The sequence below is a fragment of the Streptosporangium album genome (assembly GCF_014203795.1).
Classification (GTDB): domain Bacteria; phylum Actinomycetota; class Actinomycetes; order Streptosporangiales; family Streptosporangiaceae; genus Streptosporangium; species Streptosporangium album.
Window position 1 is genome coordinate 91,168 of the sequence record NZ_JACHJU010000002.1, and the last position, 16,384, is coordinate 107,551.

Below are 16,384 nucleotides of genomic sequence, written 5' to 3' on the forward strand. Positions count from 1 at the left end.
GGCTGGTCAGATAGCTATGAGCGCCTGATGAGCATGCGGCGATGAGTACGTCTACGTAACGACGGTCCGGCGGCACTGCCTCCCGGGCCGAGTAAGGGAGTGCAGTGGCGAAGGTCCGGGTATACGAGCTCGCCAAGGAGTTCGGTGTGGAGAGCAAGGTCGTCATGGCCAAGCTCCAGGAGATGGGCGAGTTCGTGCGTTCGGCGTCCTCGACTATCGAAGCACCGGTAGTCCGTAGGCTCACGGAAGCTTTGGGCGGTCCCCCCAGGGGGTCGTCCGACAAGGGTGGTAACAGAACGCCCAGGCCGCCTCAGGCGGCCCCCCGGCCGGCTGAGAGCCAGGCCGGAAGCGGCGCCCCGGCGGCGCCGTCATCCATTCCCAAGCCGGGACCGGCTCCCAAGCCGGGTCCGAGGCCCAGTCCCGCAGCGCGTCCGGCGGCCCCCGCGCCGCAGGTTCCGCCCGTGGTTCCCGAGCCTCAGCAGGCGCCTGCGCAGCAGCAGCCGCCCTCGCCGGTTCAGCCGCCGCGTTTCGAGGCTCCGCGCCCCGAGGCCGGCCGTCCCGCGGCTTCCGGCCCCAAGCCGGGTCCGCGCCCGGCTCCGGCACCGCGTCCGGGTCCGGCCGCTCGGCCCGAGGCCGCGCGTCCGGAAGGCCGCCCCTCCGGCGGTCCGGGCGGAGCCCCTTCGGGCCCCCGGCCCGGTGCGGGCGCTCCCGGCCCCAAGCCGGGTCCGCGTCCGGGTCCGCGTGGCCCGCGTCCCGGCAACAACCCGTTCTCGTCGAACGCCAGCGGCATGGGCCAGGCCCGTCCTCCGCGTCCCGGCGGCCCGGGTGGTCCCGGCGGCCGTGAAGGCGGCCCCGGCGACAGGGGCCCGCGTCCTGGAGGCCCCCGCGATGACCGCGGTCCCCGCGAGCAGGGACAGCGCGACGGCGCCGGTCCCCGCCCGCCGGGCGCCCGCTCCGGTCCTCCCGGTGCCGCCGGCCCGCGTCCGGGTCCCGGTGCCGGTGGTCCTCGTCCCGGCGGCGGCGCCGGTGCGGGTGGCCCGCGTCCCGGTGGTCCCCGTCCCAGCCCGATGATGATGCCGCAGGGCCGTCCTGCCGGTCCCGGTGGCGGCGCAGGCCGTCCCGGCCCCGGTGGCGGCGGCGGTCGTCCCGGTGGCGGCGGTGGCCGTCCCGGTGGCGGCGGCGGTCGTCCCGGTGGCGGTGGCGGTTTCGCCGGCCGTCCGGGTGGCGGTGGCGGCGCAGGCCGTCCCGGCACCGGCACCGGCGGTCCCGGTGGCGGCGGCGGCGGTTTCGCCGGCCGTCCCGGTGGCGGCGGCCGTGGCCGCGGTGGCGGTACGGCCGGTGCCTTCGGGCGTCCGGGCGGACGCCCGACCCGTGGCCGCAAGTCCAAGCGCCAGCGGCGTCAAGAGTTCGACAACATGCAGGCCCCGGCGATCGGTGGCGTGCAGGCTCCTCGCGGCAACGGTCAGACGATCCGCCTGTCGCGCGGTGCCTCCCTGTCGGACTTCGCCGACAAGATCGGCGCGATCCCCGCGTCCCTGGTGCAGATCATGCTGCACCTGGGCGAGATGGTGACCGCCACGCAGTCGGTCAACGAGGAGACGCTGCAGCTTCTCGCCGCCGAGCTCGACTACAACCTGCTTGTGGTCAGCCCGGAGGAGGAGGACCGCGAGCTCCTGGAGACCTTCGACATCGAGTTCGGCGAGGACGAGGGCGACGAGTCCGACCTGGTCGCGCGTCCGCCGGTGGTGACCGTCATGGGTCACGTCGACCACGGTAAGACCAAGCTGCTCGACGCCATCCGGCACACCAACGAGGTGGCGCGCGAGGCCGGTGGGATCACCCAGCACATCGGTGCCTACCAGGTCGCCACCGAGCACGAGGGCCAGGACCGTCGGATCACCTTCATCGACACCCCGGGTCACGAGGCGTTCACCGCCATGCGTGCCCGTGGTGCGAAGGTCACCGACATCGCGGTCCTGGTCGTCGCGGCCGACGACGGTGTGAAGCCGCAGACCATCGAGGCGCTGAACCACGCCCAGGCGGCCGACGTGCCGATCGTGGTCGCGGTCAACAAGGTCGACAAGGAGGGCGCCGACCCGGGCAAGGTCCGGGCCCAGCTCACCGAGTACGGCCTGGTCGCCGAGGAGTACGGCGGCACCACGATGTTCGTCGACATCTCCGCCAAGAACGGGATCGGCATCGAGCAGCTGCTCGAGGCCATCCTGCTCACCGCGGACGCCGAGCTCGACCTGCGGGCCAACGCCACGATGGACGCCCAGGGCGTCGCGATCGAGGCGCACCTCGACAGGGGCCGCGGCCCGGTCGCGACCGTGCTGGTCCAGCGCGGCACGCTCCGCGTCGGCGACTCGATCGTCTGTGGCGAGGCCTTCGGCCGCGTCCGGGCGATGCTGGACGACAACGGCGAGGCGATCCAGGAGGCCGACCCGTCGCGTCCGGTGCTGGTCCTCGGTCTGACCGCGGTGCCGGGTGCCGGTGACAACTTCATCGTCGTCACCGACGACCGGATGGCGCGTCAGATCGCCCAGCAGCGTGCGGCCCGCAAGCGCATCGCGGACATGGCCAGGTCCGGCCGTCGCCGCACCCTCGAAGAGCTCTTCAGCGAGATGGAGAAGGGCCAGGTCGACGAGCTCAAGCTCATCATCAAGGGTGACGTCTCCGGTTCGGTCGAAGCTCTCGAGGACGCGCTGCTCAAGATCGACGTCGGCGACGAGGTGCGCCTGCGGGTGCTCCACCGTGCCGTCGGTGCGATCACCGAGTACGACGTCAACCTGGCGGTCGCCGACGACAACGCCGTCATCATCGGTTTCAACGTGCGCCCCGAAGTCCGGGCCCGCGACCTGGCCGAGCGCGAGGGCGTCGACATCCGCTACTACTCGGTCATCTACCAGGCGATCGAGGAGATCGAGGCGGCCCTCAAGGGCATGCTCAAGCCCGAGTTCGAAGAGGTCCAGATGGGCACCGCCGAAGTCCGCGAGGTCTTCAAGGTGCCGAAGATCGGCAACATCGCCGGTGCGCTGGTCCGCTCGGGCACGATCGTCCGCAACAGCAAGGCGCGGATCATCCGTGGCGGGGTCGTCATCTCCGACAACCTCACCGTGTCCTCGCTGCGCCGTTTCAAGGACGACGCGACCGAGGTCCGTGAGGGCTACGAGTGCGGTATCGGTGTCGGCTACAGCGACATCAAGATCGACGACGTCATCGAGACGTTCGAGATGCGGGAGAAGCCGCGCGTCTGATGCTCCGATCCGGCAAGGGGACCGCTCGCCGGCCGAAGGCACCGCCCATCCGATGGGTGGGGCCTCCGGCCGGCGGGCGTCCCGGCGCCGTCGGTGGCACGGTGACATCCGTGGCGAAACTCAACATGTATGTAGGTGCCCTCACATTGGACATCCTGCTCGGCGATGTTCATTCGCTGAAGCAGAAGCGCTCCGTGGTGCGTCCCATCATCGCCGAGGTGCAACGACGGTTCCCGGGTGTGGCCGTCGCCGAGACCGGCCATCTGGATCTGCACCGCCGTACCGAGATCGGGATCGCGGTCGTCTCCGCCACCGCCGCCAACTGCGGCGCGACGCTGGACGACTGCGAGCGCCTGGTCGCCTTCCACCCGGAGATCGAGCTGCTGTCCGCCCGGCAGCGGCTCTACAACGAGGACGAGGACTAGCCACAGAGACGACCGGTCGCGGAATCACCTTTCTGCGTCCGGTCGTTACTGTGAGAAGGGGGGAGCGAAATTGGACGCCGCACGCGCACGTAAGATCGCTGACCGGATCCAGCAGATCGTCGCAGAGATGCTGGAGCGCCGGATCAAGGACCCGAGGCTGGGTTTCGTGACCGTGACGGACGCACGCATCACCAACGACCTGGGCGAGGCCACGGTGTTCTACACCGTGTTCGGCTCGGAGGCAGAGCGGGCCGACTCCGCCGCGGCGCTGGAGAGCGCCAAGGGGCTCATCCGTTCGGAGGTGGGCCGTCAGACCGGCCTGCGCCACACGCCGACGCTGACGTTCACCCACGACCCGCTTCCCGACAGCGCCCGTCACCTCGACGGGCTTCTGGCCGAGGCGAAGGCCAGGGACGCCGAGATCGCCAGGCGGGCCGAAGGGGCGCAGCACGCCGGGGACGCCGACCCGTACCGCAAGCCTGACGAGGACGGCGACGGAACCGGCGAAAACGACGACGAGCCGTCAGAGCGCGCGGGATACTCCGCAACGTGACGCCCGACCTGCGCGATGTCGGGCCGGTCCCGGTCGGTGACTGGGACCGGGCCGTCGGCCTGATCTCGTCCGCCGACGAGATCGCACTGGCCTGCCACGTCTCGCCGGACGGTGACGCGCTCGGCTCGATGCTGGCGCTCGGCATGGCGCTGCGCGCGGCGGGCAAGCGGGTCACGGCCTCCTTCGGGGAACGACGGTTCCGGGTACCCCGCCTGCTGCGTTTCCTGCCCGGGCAGGAGATCCTGGCCGAGCCCGACGCCTACCCGCTCGCGCCCGAGTTGATGATCACTTTTGACGTCCCCACCGTCGACCGGCTCGGTGTGCTGGCCGGCAACGCGGTCAAGGCCCGAGAGCTGATCGTGGTGGACCATCATCGGTCCAACACCGGTTTCGGCACGCTCAACCTGGTCGACTCCGGTGCCGCGGCCACCGCCGTGCTGGCCGAGGAGCTGATCAACCGGCTCGGCCTGCCGGTCGACAAGGCCATCGCGACCTGCCTGTACGCCGGGCTGGTCACCGACACCGGTTCGTTCCGGCACTCCTCCACCACTCCCGGAGTGCACCTCATGGCCGCCCGGCTGACGGCCACCGGGCTGAATCCCGAAGAGATCGCCCGGGAGCTGTGGGACCGTTCCCCATTCGGCTACCTCAAGGTGCTCGGCACCGTCCTGGACCGGGTGACGCTGGAGCCCGAGGTGGGCGAGGGGCTGGTCTGGACGTTCGTCACCCGGGCCGACCGGGAGGCCCACGGCCTGCCGTACGACGAGGTGGAGGGGATCATCGACGTGATCCGGCGCACCGAGGAGGCGGACGTGGCCGTGATCCTCAAGGAGGACGACGACGGCGCCTGGCAGGTCTCCACCCGTTCCAAGGGCGCGGTGGACGTCGCCCGTGTCTGCGCCGCCCTGGGCGGTGGCGGGCACACCAAGGCGGCGGGCTTCACCTCCCATCTGCCCGTCGAGCAGACGATGGCGAGTCTCCGCGCACTCCTGTAGAAGGACTTTTTTCGAATGAGTACGGCTCGCGCCAAGCGCACCCCGCCCCCGAGCGGGCTGATCATCGTGGACAAGCCCGCCGATTGGACCTCGCACGACGTCGTCGGCAAGCTCCGCGGCATCGCCGGCACACGCAAGGTCGGCCACGCGGGGACTCTGGATCCGATGGCCACCGGAGTGCTGGTGGTCGGCGTGGAGAAGGCCACCCGGCTCCTGGGCCATCTCGCGCTCACGCAGAAGGGCTACGACGGCACGATCCGCCTCGGCCAGTCCACCAACACCGACGACGCCGAAGGCGAGATCATCGCGACGGCCTCGGCTGCCGGGGTGACCGACGAGGAGATCAGGAAGGGTGTCGCCATCCTGACCGGTCCGATTATGCAGGTTCCGCCGCAGGTCAGCGCCATCAAAGTGAACGGCGAGCGCGCCTACAAGCGGGCCAGGGCGGGTGAGGAGGTCGAGCTCAAGGCGCGTCCGGTGACCGTGCCGGCCTTCGAGATCACCGGTGTCCGGCGCGACGGCGACCTGATCGACATCGACGTCTCGGTGACCTGTTCCAGCGGCACCTACATCCGCGCGCTGGCCCGTGACCTGGGTGCCGATCTGGGCACCGGCGGTCACCTGACCTATCTGCGCCGCACCCGGGTGGGCCCCTACGACCTGTCGATGGCCCACACCGTCGAGCAGCTCTCCGCCGACTGCGTGATCCTGCCGATGGCCGACGCGGTCGCGGCCGCCTTCCCCCGCCGTGACGTGACCGCCGAAGAGGCGAGCACCGTCGCGCACGGTGGGCGGCTGCCCTCGCTGGGGCTGGGCAAGGGGCCGATCGGCGTGTTCGGCCCGGACGGAACCCTGCTGGCCCTTGTCGAGGAGCACGGCGGGATCACCAGGTCGCTGGCGGTCTTCGTCTCCTGACCCGGTCTCCCGTGTGACATGACAGTGCTTTAAGGTTCATAAACCGAACCATTTAGCTCTGTTAGGAGTCGCCTCATGGAGGTGTCCCTCTCCTCCCTTGCCCCCGCTGAGATCGCCGCGGACCTGCTCGTCCTGCTGGTGCGCGAGGGGCTCGACCCCGGGCTCGGCCTGGGGGGCGTGCTCGGCCAGGTCAGGTTCACCGGCCGGGCCGGCCAGGACCTGCTGCTGCCGCGCCGGGACGGCGACGCCTTCCGTGCGGCCGCGGTCCTGCTGGTCGGCCTCGGCGCCGACGACGACGCGCACGCGGTACGGCGGGCGGTGGGCCGCGTCGCGCCCCGGCTCGCCGAGTTCCCCACCGTGGCGGTCGCCTTCCCTCACGTCGAGGCGGTCATCGAAGGTGTGCGGCTGGGCGGCTACCGGTTCGACGGGTACAAGAGCGAGCCGCCGAGGCCTGCCGTACGTGAACTGATCATCCTGGCGGGCGAGGATCCGCAGGGGGTGGCGCGAGCCGGGATCGTCGCCGACGCGGTGACCTTCGCCCGGGACCTGGTCAATACCCCGGCCGGTGACCTGGTCCCGATGGACCTGGCCGAGCATGCCCGGGCGATGGCCGGGGCGTGCGGGCTGGGCGTGCGGGTGCTGGACGCCGGTGCGCTCCGCGAGGGCGGTTTCGGCGGCATCCTCGGCGTCGGCGCGGCCAGCGCGAACCCGCCCTGTCTGATCGAGGTGAGCTATCCCGGCGACGGCGTGAGTGGCACGATCGGCCTCGCGGGCAAGGGCATCACCTTCGACTCCGGTGGTCTTGCGATCAAGGGCCTCGGGGCGATGTCCACCATGAAGTGCGACATGGCGGGCGGCGCGACCATGCTCGCGGCCGTCCAGGCCGCCGCCCGGCTGGAGCTGCCGGTGGGGGTCACCGCCGTGGTCTCCGCCGCCGAGAACATGGTCAGCGGTTCCGCGACCCGGCCCGGGGACGTGCTCACGCACCGCAACGGGCGGACCACCGAGGTTACCGACACCGACAGCGAGGGCCGCCTGGTGCTGGCCGACGCGCTCGCCTACCTGGCCGAGAGCTCGCCGGACGTGCTGATCGACGCGGCCACGTTGACCTACTCGGTGATGCACGCGCTCGGGGAGGACATCACCGGGGTGATCGGTAGCGACCGGGAGCTGGTCGGCGAGCTGATCGCGGCCGGTGCGCGGGCCGGCGAGCCGATGTGGGAGCTGCCGCTCTGGGAACCGTACGCCGACAGGCTCACCTCCGAGGTGGCCGACGCGAAGAACGAGGGTGGCAGCCTGGCCGACGCGACGATCGCCGCACTGTTCCTGCGACCGTTCACCGCCGGGCTGCCCTGGGCCCACCTGGACTTCGCCACGACCGCCTACCTGGACAAGGCCACCGACCTCGGCCCGGCGGGGGCGACGGGCGCGATGGTCCGCACGCTGATCGGCTACCTGGAGAGCCGCTCCTAGGGCCGTTCTCCGGCCGGGCGGGGCCGGGTCATCCGGCGGTCCGTTCCTGGGCGCGTTCGAGCATGGCGCGCATCATGTCGGAGGTGAGCGTGAAGTGCTCCTCCGCCAGGGAGCCCGCCTGCCCGGCGTCGCCGGCCGCGATGGCCTCGTAGATCTTCCGGTGCTCGATCAGCGCCCGCTGGTAGTCCTCCGGGTCGTCCTCCCCGTACGGCTCGACGGGGAATCCGAGGCTCACCCGCGTCAGCATGTCCCTGCTGAGCGCGCTGATCTTCGGGTTGCCCGTCGCGGCCAGCACGGCGCCGTGGAAGGCCGCGTCGGCGGCCTGCTCCTGGCCCAGCGTGCGGGCCTGCGCGTAGCCGTCCAGCGCCGCGCGCATGGCCGCCAGGTCCTCGTCGGTGCGGCGGAGCGCGGCGGTCCGCGCGACCAGCCCCTCCACCAGGCACCGCAGGTCGAACAGCTGCTCCAGCTCGGGCCAGCGGGGCAGGAGTGTCCGGCGGACGGCCGAGGCCGTGGCCTCGGTCCAGCTCGCCCTGACGTAGGCGCCGCCGGTCCGGCCGCGCTTGATCTCCACGATGCCCACCGCCTGGAGCCGGCCGATGGCCTCGCGGACCGTCGCGCGGCTCACGTCGAGGATCGTGGCCAGCTCGCGCTCTCCGGGGAGGCGTTCGCCGGGCAGGTAGTCGCCTATCGCGACGGCGGTCATCAGCCGGTCGGCCACCTCGGTGGCCACCGAGTGCACCCTGACCGGGCTGAGCACGGAGGACTGGGCGGTGTCGCCCAGCACCTGCCCCAGCATGCGGGAGAGGTCGTCGGTGGTCGGGGGCGTCGAGTCGGGGTGCACACCCGGAACGTTACACAACCACACGATTCCAAAAAAGGTATTGTGTTCAGGCCATTAATCCATAAGATGTCCACAACACGGACATTCGTCTCATCTGGTGGCATGTGCCCCACTTGTTATATGGAGGACTGCGGTGGCGATCCCCGAACCGACCACCCAGGGCCTGGCCCCCTTCAAGGACTGGCATACCTGGTACCGCGTCACGGGCGACCTGAACGCGGACAAGGCCCCCCTCGTCGTGCTGCACGGCGGCCCCGGCGCGGCCCACGACTACACGCTGCGCATGGCGCGGCTGGCCGAGCAGGACCGGGCGGTCGTCCACTACGACCAGCTCGGCGTGGGGCTCTCCACCCACCTGCCCGACCGCGGCGCCGGCTTCTGGACGGCCGAGCTCTTCCTCGACGAGCTGGACAACCTGCTCGCTCATCTCGGCATCGCCGGCCGCTACCACCTGATCGGCCAGTCATGGGGCGGCATGCTGGCCGCCGAGCACGCCGTCCTGCGGCCCGAGGGCCTCAAGGGGCTGATCATCGCCGACTCGCCCGCCTCGATGAAGCTCTGGCGCGAGGAGTGCGACCGGCTGCGCGCCGAGCTCCCGGCCGAGGTCGAGCGGACGCTCCGCGAGCACGAGGCCGCCGGGACCACCGACAGCCCCGAATACCGCGCGGCGGAGAAGGTGTTCAACGCCCGCCACGTCTGCATGATCGTGCCCAATCCGCCGGAGGTCCTGGCCAGCGACGCCAAGACCGCCGAGGACCCGACCGTGTACCACACGATGAACGGGCCGACCGAGTTCCACGTCGTCGGCACCCTGCAGGACTGGTCGGTCGTCGACCGGCTGCACCGGGTGACCGCGCCGACCCTGCTCGTCTCCGGGCGGCACGACGAGGCCACCCCTCGCACCGTGCAGCCCTTCGCGGACCACATCCCCGACGTCCGATGGCAGATCTTCGAGCACTCCAGCCACATGCCGCACATCGAGGAAGAGGAGCTCTTCCTGCAGGTGGTCGGCTCATTCCTCGACTCCACGGACTAGGACCCCCATGAAGCGCACCATCTCGATCGCGGCGGGCGCGGCCCTGCTCGCCCTGTCCGTCGCCGCCTGTTCCGGCGGTTCGTCCCCGGCCGGACCGGCCGACCCGGCCGGCTCCTCCCAGGCGAGCTCCGCGGGATTCCAGGAGCAGCACAGAGGCGGCACGCTCCGCCTGCAGGCCAAGGCCGGCGACGGCACGCTCGACCCGCACATCAACTACAGCAACGGCAACTGGCAGGTCTTCCAGGCCATGTACGACGGCCTGCTGGCCTTCAAGAAGGTCGGCGGCGAGGCCTCCTACGACCTGGTCCCGGACCTGGCCGAGGCCATGCCCCAGGTCAGCCAGGACGGCAGGTCCTACACCTTCACCCTCCGCAAGGGCGTGAAGTTCGCCGGCGGCGGCGAGGTCACCGTCGACGACGTGGTGGCCTCCTTCGAGCGGATCTACAAGGTCTCCGGGCCCACCTCCGGCACCTTCTACGCCGGGATCGTCGGCGCCGCCGCCTGCGTCAAGAAGCCCAAGGAGTGCACGCTCGACAAGGGCGTGGTGGCCGACAAGGCCAAGAACACGGTCACGATCAACCTGGTCGAGCCGGACTCGGAGTTCCCGCTCAAGCTCGCCCTGCCGCACGCGGCGGTGCTGCCGAAGGACACCCCGGACAAGGACCAGGGCACCAAGCCGATCGGCGGCACCGGGCCCTACACGGCGGCCTCCTACGACCCCAACAAGGAGCTCAAGCTCGTCCGCAACCCCAACTTCACCGAGTGGTCGCGCGAGGCGCAGCCGCAGGGCTACCCGGACGAGATCGTCTACTCCTACGGCCTCACCGCCGAGGCCGCGGTCACCGCGGTCCAGAACGGCCAGGCCGACTGGGTCTTCGACCCGCTGCCCGCCGACCGGCTCAGCGAGATCGGCACCAAGTACGCCTCCCAGGCGCACGTGAACCAGCTTTCGGCCTTCTGGTACCTGCCGCTCAACACCAACCTGGCGCCGTTCGACAAGCCCGAGGCCCGCCAGGCGCTCAACTGGGCGATCGACCGCCAGGCCGTGGTGAAGATGTACGGCGGGGCCAACGTGGCCCAGCCCGCCTGCACGCTCCTGCCGCCCGGCATCCCCGGCCACGCCGACTTCTGCGACTTCCCCAAGCCGGACCTGGCCAAGGCCAAGGAGCTCGTCCAGCAGTCGGGCACCGCGGGCCAGGAGGTCTCCGTGGTCGTCGCCGACGACGAGGTGGGCAAGCAGATCGGCGAGTACGTCCGCAGCACCCTGGAGCAGATCGGCTACCAGGCCAAGCTCAAGGTCATCTCGACGAACATCCACTTCACCTACATCCAGAACGACAAGAACAAGGTCCAGGTCAGCGTCTCCCAGTGGTACGCCGACTACCCCGCAGCCTCGGACTTCCTGCACGTGCTGCTCTCCTGCGCGTCCTTCCGTCCGGGCAGCGACTCCAGCATCAACATCTCCGGCTACTGCGACAAGGACATCGACGCCCGGATGGCCGAGGCCATGACGCTGGACCGGACCGACAAGGACGCCGCGAACGCCAAGTGGGGCGAGATCGACCGCGACCTGACCAAGGCGAGCCCGATCATCCCGCTGTTCACCCCCAAGCAGGTGGACTTCGTCTCCAGCAGGGTCGGCAACTACCAGTTCCACAAGCAGTTCTTCATGCTCATCTCCCAGCTCTGGGTCAAGTAGATGAGCACGGTGAGCGGGGCCGAGCCCATCCCCGCCGTCGCCGCCCCGGTCCGGCCCGGTGCCGGTCCGTGGCGGCAGGCCGCCACCCGGATCCTGCGTAACCGCTCCGCGCTGACCGCCGGAGCCGGGCTGCTCCTCATCGCGCTCGTCTGCCTGCTGGCCCCGGTCTACGCGGGTTCGATCGCGCACACCGAACCGTTCGTCTCCAACATCTCCGGCACCACGGTCGTGGGCGGCCAGGAGGTCCAGGTCCTCCAGCAGAGCACCGAGGGCCTCGGCCTGGGCGTCACCCCGATCGGCCCGACCGGCGACCCCGGCCACTACCTGCTCGGCGCGGACAACCAGGGCCGCGACGTCATGGCCAGGCTCCTGTACGGCGGGCGCAACAGCCTGCTGATCGGCGTCTCCTCGGCGCTGCTCTGCTGCGCGCTGGCCACCGTGCTCGGCGTGGTCGCCGGCTACTTCGGCGGCTGGATCGACGCGCTGCTCTCCCGGTTCTTCGACGTGATCTGGGCCTTCCCGGTCTACCTGCTGGCCATCTGCCTGTCGGTGGTGCTGCTCACCAGCGGCCTGCACCTGGGGCCGGTCCACATCGACGCGGGCAGCCTCGCGCTGCCGATCGTCATCATCGCGCTGATCTACGTCCCCTATGTGGCCCGGCCGCTGCGCGGCCAGGTCATGGCGCTGCGCGACAAGGAGTTCCTGCACGCGGCCGTCGGCTTGGGCGCGAGCGACCTGCGGATCATGCGCCGTGAGGTGCTGCCGAACATCCTGCCCACGGTGGTGGTGTTCCTGCCGCTGATGACCGCGCTCAACATGCTCACCGAGTCGGCGCTGTCGTTCCTGTCGGTCGGCGTCCAGTCGCCCGACGCGAGCTGGGGCACGATCATCAACGACGGCCTCGCCCTGCTCTACACCCGGCCGATGATCACCATCGCCGCGGGACTGTTCGTCGCGCTGACCGCGGTCGCGCTCAACGTCTTCGGCGACGGCGTGCGCGACGCGCTCGACCCGAACGCCCGGCTGCGGGGAGGCGCCTGATGATCGGCTACATCCTGCGGCGCTTCGGCGCCGCGGTGCTCGTCCTCTTCGCGATCAGCGTGCTGGTCTTCCTGATCTTCTTCGCCACTCCGGGCGTGGATCCGGCGGCCCGCATCGCGGGCAAGAACGCCGACCCGGCCACGCTGGAGCAGGTGCGCGCCTCCTTCGGCTTCGACCGGCCGCTGCCGGTGCAGTACCTGATGATGATGAAGCACCTGTTCGTCAGCCACGACCTCACCTCCTTCGTCAACCGCGGCACGCTGGTGATCCCGCAGATCATGGACGCGGTCCCGGTCACGCTCTCGCTCGTGGTGGGCGCCGCGGTGATCTGGATGGTGCTGGGGGTGGCGATGGGCACCCTCGCCGGCGCCATGCGCGGCACGCTGGTCGACCCGCTGGTCATGCTGCTCGGCGTGTTCGGCGTCTCGCTGCCGGTCTACTGGCTGGGTGAGGTGGTCAACCTGGTCACCCAGAAGGAACTGCACGACTCGGTCTTCTCCTGGGTTCCGCCGCTCGGCTACGTCCCGTTCTCGCAGAGCCCGGGACAGTGGGCGCTGCACCTGCTCCTGCCGTGGCTGACCCTGGCCCTGCTGTACGCGGGGATCTACGCCAGGCTGCTGCGCGGCGAGCTGATCCAGGCCCTGAACGAGGACTATGTGCGCACCGCCCGCGCCAAGGGCCTGTCCGAACGGCGCATCCTGATCAGGCATGCCCTGCGCTGCTCGCTGATCCCGATCGTGTCGCTGTTCGGCCTGGACTTCGGCGCTCTGGTCGGCGGCGCGGCACTGCTCACCGAGGTGGTCTTCGGCCTGCCGGGGGTCGGCAAGCTCACCTACCAGGCGCTGCAGAACCTGGACCTACCCGTGATCATGGGCACGGTCCTCTATGCCGCCTTCTTCGTCGTGCTGGCCAACGCCGTGGTGGACGTCCTGTACGCCCGGCTCGACCCGAGGGTGCGCCGTGCCTGACCAACCGATTCTCGAAGTCGACGACCTCCGGGTGCGCTTCCGCACCGGCAGGGGCCATTTCACGGCTGTTGACGGGCTGTCGTTCTCCGTACGGCCCGGCGAGGTGCTGGGCGTCGTGGGGGAGTCGGGCTCCGGCAAGAGCGTGTCGATGCTCGGCGTGCTCCGGCTGATCCGTACACCTAACGCGGAAATCTCCGGAAAGATCATCTTTCGCGGCCGGGATCTGCTGGCTCTGAAGGATCGGGAGATGCGCGCCATCCGAGGCCGGGAGATCGCCATGATCTTCCAGGACCCGATGACGGCCCTCACCCCCGTCTACACGGTCGGCTGGCAGATCGCCGAGCAGATCCGCGCCCACGAGAGGATCTCGAAGAAGGAGGCCCGCGATCGCGCGGTCAGGTTGCTCGACGAGGTCGGCATCCCGGCCCCCGGCAAGCGGGTGGACTCCTACCCGCACGAGTTCTCCGGTGGCATGCGCCAGCGCGTGGTCATCGCCATGGCGCTGTCGTGCAACCCCGGGCTGCTGATCGCCGACGAGCCCACCACCGCGCTCGACGTCACCACCCAGGCGCAGATCCTCGACCTGATGCGCGGCCTGCGCACCGACCACGGATCGGCGATCATTATGATCACCCACGACATGGGAGTGGTCTCGGAGATCGCGGACGAGGTCCTGGTCATGTACGGCGGGCGGGCGGTCGAGCGCGGTCCCCGCAAGAACGTCTTCCACACCCCCCGCCATCCCTACACCTGGGGCCTGCTCGATTCGGTGCCCCGGGTGGACGGCCCGCGCGTCCGGCGGCTGGCCACGATCCCGGGCACGCCCGGCGCGTCGGGGGGCGGCTGCCCCTTCGCCGACCGCTGCGCCCACCGCCACGCGGTCTGCGACGAGGTCCCCTCCCTCGTCGGCGGGTCCGGCCATCTCGACGCCTGCTGGTTGCCCGGGGAGGACAGGGCGGAGATCCGGCGCGGCGACCGGAGCGGCCTGGAGGCCACCCCGGTGCGACACAGCGCCCGCACAGCGGATGAGGAGCGGTGAGCAACCCGTGAACACAACGGATACGACGATGAGCACCCTGCTCAGGGCCACCGACGTGGTCAAGCACTTCAAGGCGCGCGGCGGCCGCGGCGTGCGGGCCGTCAACGGGGTCTCGCTGGAGGTGCGCGCCGGGGAGACCCTCGGCGTGGTCGGCGAGTCCGGGTGCGGCAAGTCCACGCTCGGCCGCTGCCTGGTCCGGCTGACCGACGTCACCGCGGGCAGGGTGGAGTTCGACGGGCAGGACATCACCGGCCTGTCCCGGCGCGCCCTCCGCCCGGTCCGCAAGGGCCTGCAGCTCGTCTTCCAGGACCCCTACGCCTCGCTCAACCCGCGCCGCACGGCAGGTGACGCCGTCGCCGAACCTCTCAGGATTCACGGGTACGGCGACGCCGGCGCGATCAGGAAACGCGTTGGCGAGCTGTTCGACCTGGTCGGCCTGGCCAGGACCCATCTGGACCGCTACCCGCACGAGTTCTCCGGCGGCCAGCGCCAGCGGATCGGCATCGCCAGGGCCATCGCCCCGGCGCCCAGGCTCGTGGTGGCCGACGAGCCGGTCTCCGCGCTCGACGTGTCGGTTCAGGCGCAGGTGCTCAACCTCTTCGCCGATCTCCAGGAGGAGCTCGGGCTCACCTACGTCTTCATCGCGCACGACCTGGGCGTGGTGCGGCACGTGTCGGACCGGATCGCGGTGATGTACCTCGGGGAGATCGTCGAGGTGGCCGAGGCCGAGGCGCTGTACGCGGCTCCCTCGCATCCCTACACTCACGCGCTGCTGTCAGCCGTCCCCGAGATCGACGACGGGTCCGGAGCGCCGCGCCGTGAGCGTGTCGTGCTGACCGGCGACGTGCCCAGCCCGATCGACCGGCCCACCGGCTGCTCTTTCCACCCCCGCTGCCCGATCGCCCAGGAGCGGTGCCGTACCGAACGTCCCGCGCTTAGCCTTGCCGGAGGACGTCAGGTGGCCTGTCACTTTCCAATGAGCTCCCCGATTGGAGAGATGGCCGCCAGGCATGGCAGGCTTTAGGGATCGATCCGCTACAAGGGGAAGAGGCTGCGGTGCGAGGCTGGCACGGATTGGACGACGTGCCCGGAGACTGGGGCAGGTCCGTCATCACGATCGGCGTCTTCGACGGGGTTCACCTCGGGCACCAGCAGATGGTGGCCCGCGCGGTCGAGATGGCCGAGGAGCTCGGACTGCTCTCGGTCGTGGTGACCTTCGACCCGCATCCGGAGGAGGTGGTGCGGCCCGGCACGCACCCGCCCCGGCTGACGACGGCCCGGCACCGCACCGAGCTGCTCGCCCAACTCGGCGTGGACGCGGTGTGCGTGCTGCCGTTCACGCTGGAGTTCTCCCGGATGAGCCCGGACGAGTTCGTGCAGACCGTGCTGGTCGACCGGTTGCACGCGGGCGGGGTCGTGGTGGGGGAGAACTTCCGCTTCGGGCACAAGGCCGCGGGCGACGTCGAGACCCTGCAGACCCTCGGTGAGAAGTACGACTTCGTGGCCGAGGCGGTCCCGCTGGTGAGCAACGGGGAGACCATCTCCTCCACTCTCATACGCGAGCGGCTCGCCGCCGGGGACATGGAGGCCGTCGCCACGGCGCTCGGCCGTCCGCACCGCGTCGAGGGCGTGGTCGTCCGCGGTTACCAGCGCGGGCGCCGGCTCGGCTTCCCCACGGCGAACGTGGAACCGCCCGACTTCACCGCGATCCCCGCCGACGGCGTCTACGCCGGCTGGCTGCAGGGGATCTCGACGGGCAATCTGCCGGCCGTCTACGGCGGCGAGCGCTGGCCCGCCGCCATCTCGGTGGGCACCAACCCCACCTTCGAAGGGGTGCCGCGCACCGTCGAGGCCTACGCGCTCGACCGCGACGACCTGGACCTCTACGGCGCCCACATGGCCGTGGACTTCGGGCCCCGGCTCCGCGGCAACGTCAAGTTCGACTCGATCGAGGCGCTCATCCGGCAGATGCACGCGGATGTGGACGAGGCACGCCGTCTCACCTCCTGAGATTCTCCCCGGACGCCGGCCGGTGGCGCGGCGTGGCCGAGAATGTGCGACGGTCCGGTGCCGGTGGTAACCTGGCATGTCAGCTCTGTAACCGGTGGCCTCACAGCCCCGGCGCTGACCTCGCCACGGCGA

At 70.6% G+C, this 16,384-nt stretch carries 14 protein-coding genes; 13 read left to right on the forward strand and 1 reads right to left on the reverse strand.

Annotated elements, in window-relative coordinates; genetic code table 11:
• Positions 1 to 104: 104 nt before the first annotated feature.
• The 6 genes from infB (at position 105) to FHR32_RS23920 (ending at position 7,618) form a co-directional block, all read left to right on the forward strand.
• The gene (gene infB, locus FHR32_RS23895) at positions 105 to 3,257 is read left to right on the forward strand and encodes a translation initiation factor IF-2 (RefSeq protein ID WP_184756756.1); all 3,153 of its coding nucleotides are present in this window, start codon (positions 105 to 107) and stop codon (positions 3,255 to 3,257) included.
• A gap of 125 nt (positions 3,258 to 3,382) precedes the next feature.
• On the forward strand, positions 3,383 to 3,682 hold the full coding sequence (locus FHR32_RS23900; RefSeq protein WP_184757795.1) for a DUF503 domain-containing protein: 300 nt from the start codon (positions 3,383 to 3,385) through the stop codon (positions 3,680 to 3,682).
• Positions 3,683 to 3,752: 70 nt separating this feature from the next.
• Positions 3,753 to 4,235 carry a 30S ribosome-binding factor RbfA gene (gene rbfA / locus FHR32_RS23905; RefSeq protein ID WP_184756757.1) on the forward strand — a complete coding sequence of 161 codons (483 nt, stop codon included), beginning with the start codon at positions 3,753 to 3,755 and terminating at the stop codon, positions 4,233 to 4,235.
• Entirely contained in the window at positions 4,232 to 5,230 is a 999-nt protein-coding gene (locus tag FHR32_RS23910; RefSeq protein ID WP_184756758.1) for a DHH family phosphoesterase, read from the forward strand. The genes rbfA and FHR32_RS23910 overlap by 4 nt, the downstream gene beginning before the upstream one ends.
• A 15-nt stretch (positions 5,231 to 5,245) precedes the next feature.
• Positions 5,246 to 6,145, forward strand: a complete 900-nt coding sequence (gene truB / locus FHR32_RS23915) for a tRNA pseudouridine(55) synthase TruB (RefSeq protein WP_184756759.1) — start codon at positions 5,246 to 5,248, stop codon at positions 6,143 to 6,145.
• Between the two features lie 75 nt (positions 6,146 to 6,220).
• Entirely contained in the window at positions 6,221 to 7,618 is a 1,398-nt protein-coding gene (locus tag FHR32_RS23920; RefSeq protein ID WP_184756760.1) for a leucyl aminopeptidase, read from the forward strand.
• Between the two features lie 28 nt (positions 7,619 to 7,646).
• Here the strand turns inward: FHR32_RS23920 and FHR32_RS23925 are convergent, their stop codons facing one another.
• The gene (locus FHR32_RS23925) at positions 7,647 to 8,459 is read right to left on the reverse strand and encodes a FadR/GntR family transcriptional regulator (protein ID WP_312882679.1); all 813 of its coding nucleotides are present in this window, start codon (positions 8,457 to 8,459) and stop codon (positions 7,647 to 7,649) included.
• 133 nt (positions 8,460 to 8,592) lie between these two features.
• On the opposite strand from FHR32_RS23925, the gene FHR32_RS23930 reads away from it, so the two are divergent.
• Genes FHR32_RS23930 through FHR32_RS23960 form a run of 7 tightly spaced genes read left to right on the forward strand, consistent with a single transcriptional unit; the run spans position 8,593 to position 16,252 of the window.
• Positions 8,593 to 9,495 carry a proline iminopeptidase-family hydrolase gene (locus tag FHR32_RS23930; protein ID WP_184756761.1) on the forward strand — a complete coding sequence of 301 codons (903 nt, stop codon included), beginning with the start codon at positions 8,593 to 8,595 and terminating at the stop codon, positions 9,493 to 9,495.
• Positions 9,496 to 9,502: 7 nt separating this feature from the next.
• Entirely contained in the window at positions 9,503 to 11,194 is a 1,692-nt protein-coding gene (locus FHR32_RS23935) for an ABC transporter substrate-binding protein (protein ID WP_184756762.1), read from the forward strand.
• Positions 11,195 to 12,235 (forward strand): ABC transporter permease, encoded by a 1,041-nt coding sequence (locus tag FHR32_RS23940; RefSeq protein WP_221466181.1) that lies wholly within the window; start codon positions 11,195 to 11,197, stop codon positions 12,233 to 12,235. It begins immediately after the preceding gene.
• On the forward strand, positions 12,235 to 13,203 hold the full coding sequence (locus FHR32_RS23945; RefSeq protein WP_184756763.1) for an ABC transporter permease: 969 nt from the start codon (positions 12,235 to 12,237) through the stop codon (positions 13,201 to 13,203). The genes FHR32_RS23940 and FHR32_RS23945 overlap by 1 nt, the downstream gene beginning before the upstream one ends.
• Positions 13,196 to 14,242, forward strand: coding sequence for an ABC transporter ATP-binding protein (locus FHR32_RS23950; RefSeq protein ID WP_184756764.1), 1,047 nt, complete (start codon positions 13,196 to 13,198; stop codon positions 14,240 to 14,242). The genes FHR32_RS23945 and FHR32_RS23950 overlap by 8 nt, the downstream gene beginning before the upstream one ends.
• A 7-nt stretch (positions 14,243 to 14,249) precedes the next feature.
• Positions 14,250 to 15,266 carry an ABC transporter ATP-binding protein gene (locus FHR32_RS23955; protein ID WP_376773381.1) on the forward strand — a complete coding sequence of 339 codons (1,017 nt, stop codon included), beginning with the start codon at positions 14,250 to 14,252 and terminating at the stop codon, positions 15,264 to 15,266.
• 32 nt (positions 15,267 to 15,298) lie between these two features.
• Positions 15,299 to 16,252 carry a bifunctional riboflavin kinase/FAD synthetase gene (locus FHR32_RS23960; protein WP_184756766.1) on the forward strand — a complete coding sequence of 318 codons (954 nt, stop codon included), beginning with the start codon at positions 15,299 to 15,301 and terminating at the stop codon, positions 16,250 to 16,252.
• The last annotated feature ends 132 nt before the right edge of the window (positions 16,253 to 16,384 follow it).